At 48.5% G+C, this 11,226-nt stretch carries 15 protein-coding genes and 1 pseudogene; 9 read left to right on the forward strand and 7 right to left on the reverse strand.

Annotation, left to right across the window (positions count from 1 at the left end; genetic code table 11):
• Positions 1–369 precede the first annotated feature (369 nt).
• Positions 370–525 (forward strand): annotated as a pseudogene (locus QOR82_RS07800) (YSIRK-type signal peptide-containing protein); the annotation flags it as partial.
• 129 nt (positions 526–654) lie between these two features.
• Positions 655–891, forward strand: a complete 237-nt coding sequence (locus QOR82_RS07810; RefSeq protein ID WP_408612936.1) for an IS3 family transposase — start codon at positions 655–657, stop codon at positions 889–891.
• 281 nt (positions 892–1,172) lie between these two features.
• Here QOR82_RS07810 and QOR82_RS07815 read toward each other — a convergent pair whose 3' ends face one another.
• The 5 genes from QOR82_RS07815 to QOR82_RS07835 are packed head-to-tail and all read right to left on the reverse strand — an operon-like array spanning position 1,173 to position 4,572.
• On the reverse strand, positions 1,173–1,817 hold the full coding sequence (locus QOR82_RS07815) for an ABC transporter permease (RefSeq protein WP_283584213.1): 645 nt from the start codon (positions 1,815–1,817) through the stop codon (positions 1,173–1,175).
• The gene (locus QOR82_RS07820) at positions 1,810–2,583 is read right to left on the reverse strand and encodes an ABC transporter ATP-binding protein (protein WP_283584214.1); all 774 of its coding nucleotides are present in this window, start codon (positions 2,581–2,583) and stop codon (positions 1,810–1,812) included. Before QOR82_RS07820 ends, QOR82_RS07815 begins: the two co-directional genes overlap by 8 nt.
• The gene (locus QOR82_RS07825; RefSeq protein ID WP_283584215.1) at positions 2,580–3,206 is read right to left on the reverse strand and encodes an ABC transporter permease; all 627 of its coding nucleotides are present in this window, start codon (positions 3,204–3,206) and stop codon (positions 2,580–2,582) included. The genes QOR82_RS07820 and QOR82_RS07825 overlap by 4 nt, the downstream gene beginning before the upstream one ends.
• Positions 3,207–3,238: 32 nt before the next feature.
• Complete coding sequence (locus tag QOR82_RS07830) at positions 3,239–4,114, reverse strand: SDR family oxidoreductase (protein WP_283584216.1); 876 nt, start codon at positions 4,112–4,114, stop codon at positions 3,239–3,241.
• A complete protein-coding gene (locus QOR82_RS07835; protein WP_283584217.1) occupies positions 4,114–4,572 on the reverse strand; it encodes an Rrf2 family transcriptional regulator in 459 nt (152 codons plus the stop codon). Before QOR82_RS07835 ends, QOR82_RS07830 begins: the two co-directional genes overlap by 1 nt.
• 154 nt (positions 4,573–4,726) lie before the next feature.
• Here QOR82_RS07835 and QOR82_RS07840 point away from each other — a divergent pair, with 154 nt between their 5' ends.
• Positions 4,727–5,626, forward strand: a complete 900-nt coding sequence (locus QOR82_RS07840) for a glycine betaine ABC transporter substrate-binding protein (RefSeq protein ID WP_283584218.1) — start codon at positions 4,727–4,729, stop codon at positions 5,624–5,626.
• 205 nt (positions 5,627–5,831) lie between these two features.
• Here QOR82_RS07840 and QOR82_RS07845 read toward each other — a convergent pair whose 3' ends face one another.
• Positions 5,832–6,407: a TetR/AcrR family transcriptional regulator gene (locus tag QOR82_RS07845; protein WP_283584219.1), complete on the reverse strand. Its 576-nt coding sequence runs from the start codon at positions 6,405–6,407 to the stop codon at positions 5,832–5,834.
• A gap of 158 nt (positions 6,408–6,565) precedes the next feature.
• Between QOR82_RS07845 and QOR82_RS07850 the strand changes: the two genes are divergently transcribed.
• From QOR82_RS07850 to QOR82_RS07865, 4 genes are all read left to right on the forward strand, one after another.
• Complete coding sequence (locus tag QOR82_RS07850) at positions 6,566–6,775, forward strand: hypothetical protein (protein ID WP_283584220.1); 210 nt, start codon at positions 6,566–6,568, stop codon at positions 6,773–6,775.
• A 27-nt stretch (positions 6,776–6,802) separates the two neighbouring features.
• The gene (locus QOR82_RS07855) at positions 6,803–7,072 is read left to right on the forward strand and encodes a globin family protein (RefSeq protein ID WP_283584221.1); all 270 of its coding nucleotides are present in this window, start codon (positions 6,803–6,805) and stop codon (positions 7,070–7,072) included.
• Entirely contained in the window at positions 7,030–8,238 is a 1,209-nt protein-coding gene (locus QOR82_RS07860; RefSeq protein WP_283584222.1) for an SIR2 family NAD-dependent protein deacylase, read from the forward strand. Before QOR82_RS07855 ends, QOR82_RS07860 begins: the two co-directional genes overlap by 43 nt.
• Before the next feature lie 227 nt (positions 8,239–8,465).
• Positions 8,466–9,668 carry an MFS transporter gene (locus QOR82_RS07865; protein ID WP_283584223.1) on the forward strand — a complete coding sequence of 401 codons (1,203 nt, stop codon included), beginning with the start codon at positions 8,466–8,468 and terminating at the stop codon, positions 9,666–9,668.
• Here QOR82_RS07865 and QOR82_RS07870 read toward each other — a convergent pair.
• A complete protein-coding gene (locus QOR82_RS07870) occupies positions 9,655–10,518 on the reverse strand; it encodes a LysR family transcriptional regulator (protein ID WP_283584224.1) in 864 nt (287 codons plus the stop codon). The two genes, QOR82_RS07865 and QOR82_RS07870, sit on opposite strands and share 14 nt — an antisense overlap.
• Positions 10,519–10,628: 110 nt before the next feature.
• Between QOR82_RS07870 and QOR82_RS07875 the strand changes: the two genes are divergently transcribed.
• Both QOR82_RS07875 and QOR82_RS07880 read left to right on the forward strand, forming a co-directional pair.
• The gene (locus tag QOR82_RS07875; RefSeq protein ID WP_283584225.1) at positions 10,629–10,790 is read left to right on the forward strand and encodes a hypothetical protein; all 162 of its coding nucleotides are present in this window, start codon (positions 10,629–10,631) and stop codon (positions 10,788–10,790) included.
• A 10-nt stretch (positions 10,791–10,800) separates the two neighbouring features.
• Positions 10,801–11,199 (forward strand): LCP family protein, encoded by a 399-nt coding sequence (locus QOR82_RS07880; protein WP_326521493.1) that lies wholly within the window; start codon positions 10,801–10,803, stop codon positions 11,197–11,199.
• Positions 11,200–11,226: the final 27 nt, after the last annotated feature.

The raw sequence follows: 11,226 nt of genomic DNA on the forward strand, positions 1-11,226 counted from the left end.
TCTCATCAACCAATAATTAATTGGTCAGTGCTATTTATTTCAGCTTAGTGGCTAACTTATTCTTGAAATTTAGAAAAAATTTAAAAATTAGATATCAAACAAAAATATATAGATTCGCAATTATTATAGTGCCCATCACCATTGGCCTCAAGCCATGGGAATAAAATCCAGATGATAAATATTAGTATGATCTACACTCGTTTTGGACAAAATGAAATTTATTCTTGGAGTTAAAAAATTTGTTATCATTCCTTTAAAATTTGGCTAACAATTATTTAAAGTGTAGTATTTGAAAGGTGGATTCTATTAATGGTTTCAAAAAATAATCGGCCAATTATTGATCAGCATTTAATTAGCTGACAAGAGTCGCATTATGCCCTTCGCAAATTGTCTGTGGGAGTTGCTTCTGTACTATTGGGCACAACCCTCCAAATATGGGCTGGGTACTCACTGGCTCATGCGGCAACGTCAGCCAGTGAGCAGACGACGGATACCGAACAGACTGAATCGGCTGCGGCTACCTAGTTGGCTCAGTCGGCGGTGACCTTACAGGCGACGAGCAATGCCCATCCAATCATTCATTCTGATCAAGGATGACATTACCAGCTGAATTACTATACCCAGAAATTGGCAGATAATAACTTTGTTCAAAGCATGTCGCGGAAAGGCAATTGCCTAGATAATGCCCCGATTGAAAGCTTTTTTCATCTTTTTAAGACCGAATTGCTGGATGGTTTTCCGCCATGCCGGGATTTAGCCGAATTGCAGAAATTATCCACTCAATATATCCATTTCTTCAAAAACAAAAGGTATGACTCCAGTCGAATACCGGATTCATACCTTAGCAGCTTAATTATTCGATTTTATCTAACTTTTTTGTTTAATTGTTAATATGCTTTTCGGTGCAATATCAGTGCAATAAATGAGTTATCGGTGCAAAATTCGCTAATTTTGCACCGATAAATTGATTGTTGCACTGAAAATAGCAGCCTCATAATATTTGACACACTGAATAACGATTAACAAAATAGTGCATCTGAAATAAGGAATTTCAGGACTTATATAATAGTGTTTTTAGCTATTTTGTCAGTGTGCTTAAAGTATTATTTGAAAAGATGATTGCCTGTTGGCGCAGAAAAAGCATGGCCACCCAAAGCCATGCTTTTTGTTATTTACTTTTGTTGTAGCAGCACATTTTGCCAGCGGTGTGTCAGCGACCATTTGATCAGCCAAACAATGCCGGCGCAAACTAGGGTGAGAGCCATCGTCAACAAGGTTCCCCATAAAATGGGAACTGCCTGTTGGCTCTGAAGTCCTTCGAAGAGCAGCTGACCGAGGCCGCCGGCATTGATCGTGGCGGCAATCGTCGCAATGCCCATTGTGGAAGCGAGGGCGACTTGGATGCCGCTGAAAATGGCGGGCAATGCGAGGGGTAATTGTACCTTCGCAAAGATCTGCCAATTAGTCATCCCCAGGCCACGGGAAACTTCTATTAAACTAGGATCGACTCCCTGAATGCCGGTGATGAAGGAACGCAGCAGGATATATTCGCAGTAGACGGTCAAAACTATGATGGCACTGCTCATCCCCAAGCCTGAAAAAGGCAGGAGGATAGCGAAGAAAGCAAAACTCGGTACCGAGTAAAGCAACGAGAAGAGGTAGACTAAAACGTCGAGCCAATGCGGCCGGTGGAGCAGGAAGAGGACCAACATGATCGCGATCACCGCAGCGATGGCTAATGACGAAAGCACCATGACGGCATGTTGCTGGACGTCCGTCAGCATTGTTGGCCAATTGGCTTGCCAGTAATTACTCATCGCGGTCACCTGCCCATAATGCTTGGTTTTGCCGGACGGTTCCCAGGAGCTCTTTGACAAAGGCCGTTGCGGGGTGGTTGACTACTTCGGCTGGCGTAGCAAATTGCTCGATTTGCCCGTGATGCATCACCATCACCTTTTCGCCTAAAAAGAGGGCTTCATTAATGTCGTGAGTCACAAAAAGAAAGGTTTTGTTTTGCAACGTCTGGTGAATTCGCTTGATTTCTTTTTGCAAGCTAAGCCGCGTCAGGGCGTCCAGGGCGCCAAAAGGTTCATCGAAGAGAACGTATGGCGGGTTGGCAGCGAGGGCGCGTGCCACACCGACCCGCTGCTGCTGCCCACCGGAAAGCTGGCTGGGATAGCGGCTGGCGAATTGCTGGGGCTCCAGTTGGACTAGTCGCAAGAGTTCGTTGACCCGCTGCTGGATCTTTGTCGGGTTCCAGCCCAGCATTTTCGGGACCACCCCGATGTTGTCGGCAATGGTCATGTGTGGGAAAAGGCCGATCTGCTGGACCACGTAGCCGATATGCCGACGGAGATCGATCAGGTTCCACTCATCTAACGGCTGCCCACCAATGCTGACGGTTCCGCTGGTTGGTTGGATGAGACCGTTGATCATCTTGAGGGTAGTGGTTTTACCACAGCCGGAAGAGCCGAGAATCGTCACCAGTGAATCGGCGGGAATCGTAAAGTTCAGGTGGTTGATCACGGTGTTGCTGCCGTATTTCTTACTAACATTTTCAAACTGAATAGCTGGATTAGTCATTGCTGCACCTTCTTAATGATGTAATCAAAGCCGAGCATTGAAATGAGGGACAGGAGCGCGACGCTGACCCCACCGATGATGACGTAGGACATATTATATAAACCGAGGCCGGTGAAGATCAGCGTGCCCAGTCCGCCGGCGCCGATGTAAGTGGCCAGGGTGGCACTGGCGATGATTTCCACGAGGGCTAGCTTGATCCCGTTGAGAATGTACGGTAGGGCGAGGGGGATTTCAATTTGGCGCCGCAATTGGCGTTGGTCCATTCCCAGTGCCTGGCCCACTTCTTTATAGAGCGGACTGACCTCGTTAAAGCCGAGGATGGTATTGATGATCAGCGGCGGCAGTGCCAAAACGACCAAGGCGATAATCGCTGGCAACCAGCCCGTCCCGATAAAAGGGATCAGCAGGAAAAGCAGTGCCAGACTGGGGATGATTCGTAAAATCTGGGCGAAGGCGGTACAAAAACCAGCTACCGCGCGATTGCGGGACCCTAGATACCCTAGTGGCAGAGCGATCACCATCGAGATGACCAGTGTGATGATGCTCAGCCCGACATGCTGCATCGCATAGTGCCAGTATTGACTGCTGTTATTTTGAAAGTAATGAATGATCTGCTGCATCATAAGAGATTGTCCTTTGAAAGCGGGAATTGAGCTTAATCTTGGTTCTCATTTGGGTGGTAATGGGCTTTAAGATAGGCGGTCATCGTCTGTGGCTGATGGCCGGTGATATGCTGAAAGTCGTTCGTCACCTTGTCCATGAGTCCCATCGCCGCGGCCTGGTACATGGAACCGAGTTCATCGCCATCGCCCTCGGAGCGGTAGATGTTGGCGAATTCTTTGAAGGTCGTCGGTGCATAGCCAATCTGCTTGCCAGTCACTTGGGACATGATCGCGCTGAGTTCAACCATGTTGTAATTCTGCCGCATCGTTAGCAGGTAGTTTTGCCCGCGATCGCGCAGATATGGCCGGACTGCCACGTTAGCGATGGCTTCGGCACTATCCTGCCGGCTGATGAACGACATCGCCTGATCGCCGACCGGGTAAATGACTTTGTGGCGTTGGATGAGTTCCGGAAGGTAGGGAACTAAGGGATCAGCGTAGAGGGCGTTTTTGACGACGGCGTAATCAAGACCGCTGGATGCCAGGCGGGCCGGGAGATAAGCGTAGTAGCCAGCCATTTGGAAGGGGTTGTTGGCTTGATCAGCGATGAAACTAACGTCGACAAGCGCGCTGACTCCCGCCGCTTTGATCGCTTTTAATGAATTTTCAAATTCGTTAATGCGCTGCTGGACGTCGTAAGTGATGCTCGGAATATAAATCAACACGTCAACCCCGCGGAAGGCGGCCGTCATTTTGGCGACGTCATTGTAGTCGATGGCTGCTAGTTCGTAGCCGGCCTTTTTGAAATCACTGGCCTTGGCCGGGGTGTGGACCCCCAAGCGAATGTTGGCTTTCGGCTGGAGTTTGCTCAATTGACTGACTACTTGCCGCCCTAAATGGCCAGTAGCACCTGTAATCATGTACTTCATTACTCATTCTCCTCTCGTTGGCGAGCCTCTTTTTGGGCCTGTCGAACCATGATCGTGTCTAAAATATCTTGCAATTTAATAGTAACTAGCTTCGCTTCAGCCGCTGTTTCAGCTTGCTGATAGTATTCGGTTAATGTTGCCTGAATATTGCCCCCAACGATACACTCTGGATTAGTTTTCTGATCCACGGTGAAGAGGTGGACGTTGCCCTCAACGGCCAACAAGACATCGTATAGGGAAATATCTGCGGGGGATTTGGCCAGTTTCGGATTGGCTGACCGATGGGTGGTACAAAGCAACTTCGCCTTGCGGAGCTTGCCCATTAGTCGGCGGACAACGACTGGCGAAGTTTCGATACTAGACGCAATGTTAGAACTGGTTAAGGGGATCTTCCCCTTATAAGTTTCAATGAACGCTAAAATATGGATGCTGTCACTGAAACGCGTTGAAATTTTCATTGGCGAGCCTCCTTAATGATTCCTATTGTAATTAATCTAGTTACAATACTCAAGCATCATTTAACTATTTTCTTGACAGAATCCTTGATATGCATTAAATTAATAACGAAGTTGATAAGAGAAAGAACTTAAACAGTTACAAGGAGATGATTGAATGAAGTTCAAAGGATTGATCAAGGGCGTGACGGTGGCGGCCGTTGCCGTTTTAAGCCTGGGCGCTGTCGCACCTGTTGCTAATGCTGCTTCGAACAAGCCGATTGTCGTCGGCTCGAAGGCGTTAACCGAGAGCAAAACAGTTAGCGAGATTTATGCCTTGGCTTTGGAACATGCGGGCTACAAGGTTACTCGCAAACCTAACATTTCGAACTCGGTGGTTTATAATGCCGCGAAGAAACGGCAAATCGATGTCTACCCAGACTACACGGGAACCATTGTCGAGGCTTATAACCACAAGAATGGTCATGGCAAATCCGAAAAGCAAATGGCTTCAATGGCCCAAGCTGAAGCTAATAAGGCCGGCTTGACGACTTTTAAGTACGCTCCCGGTGATGATCGACAGGGAGTTGGTATGCGGACTAGTGTCGCTAAGAAGTACAACATTAAAAATCTGAGCGACTTGCAGAAGCATGCTTCGCAAATTCGCTTTGCCTCGCAGGGTGAATTCGAAAAACGGGCGGATGCCTTGCCGGGGATGAACAAAACCTATGGCAAATTCCATTTTAAGTCCATTAAGGATTACGATACGAGCTTGCTCTACCAGATCATGGCAAAGGGCAAGGCTGATGCAGCCCCGGTTTCGACCACGGACGGTCAGCTAGCTACCAGCAAATTTACCCTGCTTAAGGATAATAAGCACTTGTGGCCACCATACAACTTGGTACCAGTTGCTAACAAGCAAGCAGCTAAGGAATATCCGAAGATGGCAACAACCCTCAACAAAGTGGATGCAAAATTGACTACTAAGCAATTAGTTCAATTGAACAAGAAGGTCAGTGTTGATGGGCAAAACTATCGGACGGTTGCCAAGAATTGGTATGACCAGCAGATGAAGTGATATCTTAGTGGCTCAGCACTAATTGCAGACAAACCACCTCGTGATGTTAGGTATAGCTAACATTGCGGGGTGGTTTTTGTATCAAAAAAGCTCTAAGGATTGAGATCGACGTGGCAGGTTATCTCAATCCTTAGAGTTTAATTAATTACCAGGCATATCTAATTTGACGTTCGGCGCGAAGTTGGAATAGCGGTCGCCAGACTTATTAATACTGCCCACTCTTCTTAAAGGCCCGGTAGCCGGCATTAACAAAATCATTCAGCATCTTGACCTCCTGATACCACGCCGCGTCCTTTGTGAAATGGTGGCGCTTGTTGATGGCAAAGGAGCCGTGAATCATGTACTGAAAGAGGATGTCGGCCTGCTGATCGTCCAAGCCAGTTTTTCGCTGAATGTCGGGGATAACCCGGTCCCGCTCGTGTGCGGCGATGCGGCCGATGATGTATTCACTGAGGTCCGGGTCCATCAGGATTTTGCGATACTTTGGGGCGCCGGTAATCCGTTGACAAGCCGGGAGGAGCGAGTCTTCGCCGACCATGACTGGCTGCGCGGCGGGCACATTACCGTCAGAAAAAGCGAGGGCTTCGTCTAGGACTTTGTTGAGCACATCGTTGAGGTTGTTGTAATGAATGTAGAAAGTTGACCGGGTAATGTCAGCTTCCTTGCATACCTGGGTGACAGTGATTTTGGCATATTCTTCCTGATTGATCAGCTTTAAAAAGGCTTCTTTGATGACGTTGAGAGTGTAGATTGTCCGCCGATCCATTTTATTTTTTGACATGATAAATCCTCCGCTTCACTACGAAATTGCAAATCTGTCGTCAACTGGACAAGTTGGCGCTTTTGTTCTTAATTTCCATTCCGGTTTGCTTTATATTGTTGCCATAGTTCAATACAGGTGTCTTTAATTATACACCATGTCGGAAAGGGAGAAATAAAATGTCTGAATTTAACGATGCGAAGGCGGTTATCGACAAGGCTGATGCGATTTTGATCAGTGCCAGCAACGGTTTATCAATCAGTGAAGGCTACAACATTTTTGCCAATAATGATGACTTCAAGAAACACTTTAGCGCGTTCCAGGATCAATATGGAGTGCAAAACATCATTCAAGGGGCAATCGGCAAACTGCCTGCAGATGCCCACTAGCGTTTTCTGCAAGAACTTCACAAGTACATGGTCGATGATTACCAGCCAACGTCGGTTTTTGCCGACTTGAAAACAATCATTGGCGATAAGGACTACTTCATCCTGACGTCGAATGCCGACACACACTTTGAGCTCAACGGCTTTGACGAAAATAAACTGTGGGAAGTAGAAGGGACCTTCTGGGGAAAGGAAACGAACTCGGCCGAATGGAAGCAAAAGCAGCACAGCTACGAAAGCTTCGTCCAAAAGGGGTCGTGCAACTGGAATTGGGAATCGGGGCGAACAATCAGATGTTGAAAGCGCCGATGATGGAAATGGTTAGTCAGTTCCCGTACTGGTTCTTCATCACGATGAATCTCGCTAAGGAGATCAACATCCTGCCGACGATTCGTAAACGCTCCCTGGCATTGAAGGGCGACATCGCCCGCAACCTGGCTCAGCTTAAGGCTGCCAGCCCGAACGATGATTTTGCCGCCAAGGTATCCCAGACCAACACCTTTAACTATGAAAATCTGGTGATGCAGACGCAGCTGAACTACAGTTCCTATTATTCCATCTATGCGCAGGGTGGGACGGCCGTGAAGCTGACTGAGGAAAAGCCCCTGCCTTATGACCAGCAGATCAAGCTCTTTGCCCAAAAGGTCAAGGAAGCGGACCACATCGTTATCGGTGGCGCTTCGGGTCTTTCGGCGGCTGGCGGCGGTGATTTTTACTACAAGGACACCCCGTCATTTTACAAGTACTTTGGCAAATTTGCGAAAAAGTACGGGATTAAAGGGGACTTTGCCGGGATGAAATACCCATGGAAGACGCGGGAAGAATTCTGGGGTTATCTGGCGACCTTCCTCTACACCACGCAACACGCCCCGGTCCGCCAGCCGTATAAGGATCTGAAGAAGATCATTGGCGACAAGGACTACTTCTTCTTGACGACCAACCAGGATACCCAGGCCATCAAGGAATTTCCGGAAGACAAGGTCGCCGAAATCCAGGGAGATCACCGCTTTTTCCAGTACTCGCAGCAGTGTACCGACGATGTTTGGGACGCGGTGCAGCCGGTCGAGGACATGGTCAAGGCAATGGATGACGGAACGGCAATCCCAACCGAAATGATTCCGAAGTGTCTTCACTGTGGTGCTGAGGCCTTTCCGTGGGTACGGGGTTATGGCAACTTCCTCGAAGGCACCCGTTACCACCAAGAATATGCCAAAATTTCTCAATATCTGGAAAAGAACATGAATGATGGCAAGATCCTCTTTATCGAACTCGGCGTTGGCCGGATGACACCGATGTTTATTCAAGAACCATTCTGGGCCCTCACCAAGAACCTGCCGCAGGCCTACGACGTCATGGTTAACCGTGATTTCCAGTTCCTGCCTCAGGAGATTGAGGATAAGGGAGTGGCCATTAAGGGCGACATTAACCAGGTCCTGGACGATGTGTTGGTGGAACTGGCAAAGTAAGCCAATCGGTCGGCGAAGATTTATAAAGCCTTCCTGACGGCTGGGGTGAGTAACCTGGAATGCCTCCAATTGCGGAAATAAGCTGCAATTGGGGGCTTTTTGATGTGAAATTTCCGGAGGGGCTTTTGTGCAGGCAATGATCTTGCTCGGGGAGATTGTCTTTATGCTGAAAACGGAATTATATTAATATGAGGGTAGTAATTCAAAAAGATAGGAGTGAAAAACTGATGGACCAGCAGCTCAGCCAACATCATTTTCGGATTCTGGCGATTCTCTTCATGATCATTTCGTTCATGCTGGGGTGCAATGAATCGATGGTGATCGGGAATTTGACCCTGATTGCCCATACTTATCAAGAATCACTGAGCCAAATTTCGCTGCTGGTTTCAGTCTTTGCCTGGACTTATGCCATCGTGACTCCCTTCTTGACAATGGCCACCAGTTCCCTGAACCGGTACCGGCTTTTGATGGCTTTGTTGCTGGTCTTTCTTTTCGGAACAGTTCTCAGCTCTTTTGCCCCTAATCTTTGGTGCCTGTATCTATCCCGGATTATCACGGCTTCAGTAGCCGGTTCCATCGAGTCCCTCTTGTCAGTGATCATCTATAGCCTTTCGGACGATCTCAAACAGCGATCAATCGCGGTCGCTTATATCTATACCGGCTTTTCCGTTGCGTCGGTGATCGGAATCCCACTTGGCACGATGATTGCCCACCGGTGGCGGTGGCAGGATGCCTTTGTGATGGTAGCGGCTATTACCCTTTTTGCCATCCTGGTCACGGCGCATTTATTGCCCCACAATTTGCCGGGGCAGAGGACGAAGCATAAGGATCAGCTGGTGATCTTTCGGGATCCACAAACCTGGGCTGGCATTTTCTTTATTATTTCTGCCGCGGCGAGCTTCTTCGGTTATTACACTTATATCCGCCCGTTAATTCGGCAATCACTAGGCTTCAGTGCCGTTCAGCTAAGTCTGATTTTGAGCTTACTCGGGGTCATCGATATCATTGCCAATCAGACGAGCGGACGGATTGCGGCTGGCCCGGGCTTTCGCGCCATGAAGTATATTTATCTGTTAAACCTCGTTTTGTTTGCGAGTTTTTCAACCGTCATGCGCACTAAATGGCTCGGCTTAGCTTGGCTGTTCATTTTGGCGCTCACCGCTGCCATGTCAGCATCGCCTAGTCAGGTCTTCTTCATGAATCTCGCGACCCGTCAGTACCCGGATTCCTTATCGCTGGCTTCGACTTTTAGCGCCATCTTCTATAACGTCGGGATTGCGGTGGCTTCCATGTCAGGTGGCCAGTTGTTGAAGTATACTAGTCTGCCAAACCTGGGCTGGAATTCTTTTGCCTACTGCCTGCTGGCGACGGGCCTGGTCTTTTGGCTAGCCAAACGTGACCAAGGAGCCAAGGATCTCAATCGGGATTAGTCAAGAGGTTAATGAATTTCCGGGTGACCGGTTGTAAAAGCGTCTCTTTCTGCCAAACCAGTTGGATCTGTGAATCCCAGGGCTGGTCGGTGATGGGGACGATTTTTGTTTGGGCACAACTGCGGGCTGATAATTGTGGGACGAGGGCGATCCCCATGCCACCGTTAGCCCGCTGAATGGCGGTGCGGGCGTCGTCACATTTGACCACATAATGGGGATTAATACCCAACTGGGCAAAAGAGTTATTAAAGATGGCCGCAAAGCGCCGGTAAATGATCAGCGGCTGGTGGTCGAAAGCCTTGATAGCCAGGGACTGGGACAGCACCGGGTAGCTGTTAGGATCGCCAACTGCAACGATCTGATCGTCGCACAGGGCGGCAACCCGCAGGCCACGCGTATTAAAGGGCGTTCGAACAATGGCGACGTCAATTAGGTTGCTGGTCAGTTGGTCGATCAGCTGCATCGTGTTAGCTTCCGTAATTTCAAATTTGATGCCGGGATAAAACGTCGTCAGTTGTTGCATCGCTTGGTTAGGGATGAGGAACCCTGTCGATGAGATGAGACCGAGGTGGATAGTCCCCAGTTCGCCCTTCTTTTCTTGATTGAGCTCTTCTTCAGCGGACTGGGCTAGTCGGACAATTTTTTGCGCATAGCGTTGGAAGCTCTCGCCAGCGGCGGTCAATTGGATGCCGTAAGAATTGCGGGTAAACAGTTTTGTGCCCAATTCTTTTTCCAGCTGTTTCATCTGGTAAGACAAGGGTGGTTGAGCCATGTAGAGGCGTTTGGTGGCGGCCGTGATTTGCTTCTCCTGGGCCACTACCAGGAATTCTTGGAGTTGTCTGACGTTCATACTATCGCCTTGATATTTAAAAATTTAATATCTTCTATTATAATTTAGTATTTTTTTTGATGGCAAAAAAGAGAGTAGACTGGCCTGGAAAGAAAACAGGAGCGATCAACATGCAAGAAGAATCACGGCGTCAAGCCCAACACGAAAGACACCATTGGAAAATTGTGACGGCCATTTTATTACTAGCCATGTTTGTCATTGTCGGTTACGGCTATCATCTCTGGGCGATCACGGTGAATAAAGTTTCAACTGGGAAAGCGGCGACCATTTAGTGTGCTGGTGATGGGGACCGACGTGGGAGCCCTTGGCCGGGGAACGTCTTATGCGGGAAATACTGATACGATGGAGGTTATTACCGTTAATCCCCATCAGCAAAAAATGACGATGATGGCGATCCCTCGCGACACCCTCGTCAAGGTCAACACGAAGGCAGGCAGCAAGTACGTCAAGATCAATGCGGCCTACGCGATTGGCGGCCCGCAACTGGCCAAGAAGCAAGTTGGGGAGCTGGTCGGCACCAAAATCGACTACTATGCTTTGACCAACATGGGGACTCTTCGCAAAGTGGTCAATGCCGTCGGGGGAGTGGACGTCAATAATCCCTTCGCTTTCACCTATGAAGGCCATCATTTTGTGAACTACTCGGCCATGAATGACCGAGCTTCTGGGAACACGAAGTAGTATTTAGGGTATTACACAGGTATTCCT

Origin of the sequence: Limosilactobacillus difficilis (assembly GCF_947387495.1) — a bacterium.
Classification (GTDB): domain Bacteria; phylum Bacillota; class Bacilli; order Lactobacillales; family Lactobacillaceae; genus Limosilactobacillus; species Limosilactobacillus difficilis.

Coding starts and splice junctions, on each gene's coding strand:
- QOR82_RS07810 (WP_408612936.1), top strand. CDS start 655: ATGTCGCGGAAAGGCAATTGCCTAGATAATGCCCCGATTGAAAGCTTT.
- QOR82_RS07815 (WP_283584213.1), bottom strand. CDS start 1,817: ATGAGTAATTACTGGCAAGCCAATTGGCCAACAATGCTGACGGACGTC.
- QOR82_RS07820 (WP_283584214.1), bottom strand. CDS start 2,583: ATGACTAATCCAGCTATTCAGTTTGAAAATGTTAGTAAGAAATACGGC.
- QOR82_RS07825 (WP_283584215.1), bottom strand. CDS start 3,206: ATGATGCAGCAGATCATTCATTACTTTCAAAATAACAGCAGTCAATAC.
- QOR82_RS07830 (WP_283584216.1), bottom strand. CDS start 4,114: ATGAAGTACATGATTACAGGTGCTACTGGCCATTTAGGGCGGCAAGTA.
- QOR82_RS07835 (WP_283584217.1), bottom strand. CDS start 4,572: ATGAAAATTTCAACGCGTTTCAGTGACAGCATCCATATTTTAGCGTTC.
- QOR82_RS07840 (WP_283584218.1), top strand. CDS start 4,727: ATGAAGTTCAAAGGATTGATCAAGGGCGTGACGGTGGCGGCCGTTGCC.
- QOR82_RS07845 (WP_283584219.1), bottom strand. CDS start 6,407: ATGTCAAAAAATAAAATGGATCGGCGGACAATCTACACTCTCAACGTC.
- QOR82_RS07850 (WP_283584220.1), top strand. CDS start 6,566: ATGTCTGAATTTAACGATGCGAAGGCGGTTATCGACAAGGCTGATGCG.
- QOR82_RS07855 (WP_283584221.1), top strand. CDS start 6,803: ATGGTCGATGATTACCAGCCAACGTCGGTTTTTGCCGACTTGAAAACA.
- QOR82_RS07865 (WP_283584223.1), top strand. CDS start 8,466: ATGGACCAGCAGCTCAGCCAACATCATTTTCGGATTCTGGCGATTCTC.
- QOR82_RS07870 (WP_283584224.1), bottom strand. CDS start 10,518: ATGAACGTCAGACAACTCCAAGAATTCCTGGTAGTGGCCCAGGAGAAG.
- QOR82_RS07875 (WP_283584225.1), top strand. CDS start 10,629: ATGCAAGAAGAATCACGGCGTCAAGCCCAACACGAAAGACACCATTGG.
- QOR82_RS07880 (WP_326521493.1), top strand. CDS start 10,801: ATGGGGACCGACGTGGGAGCCCTTGGCCGGGGAACGTCTTATGCGGGA.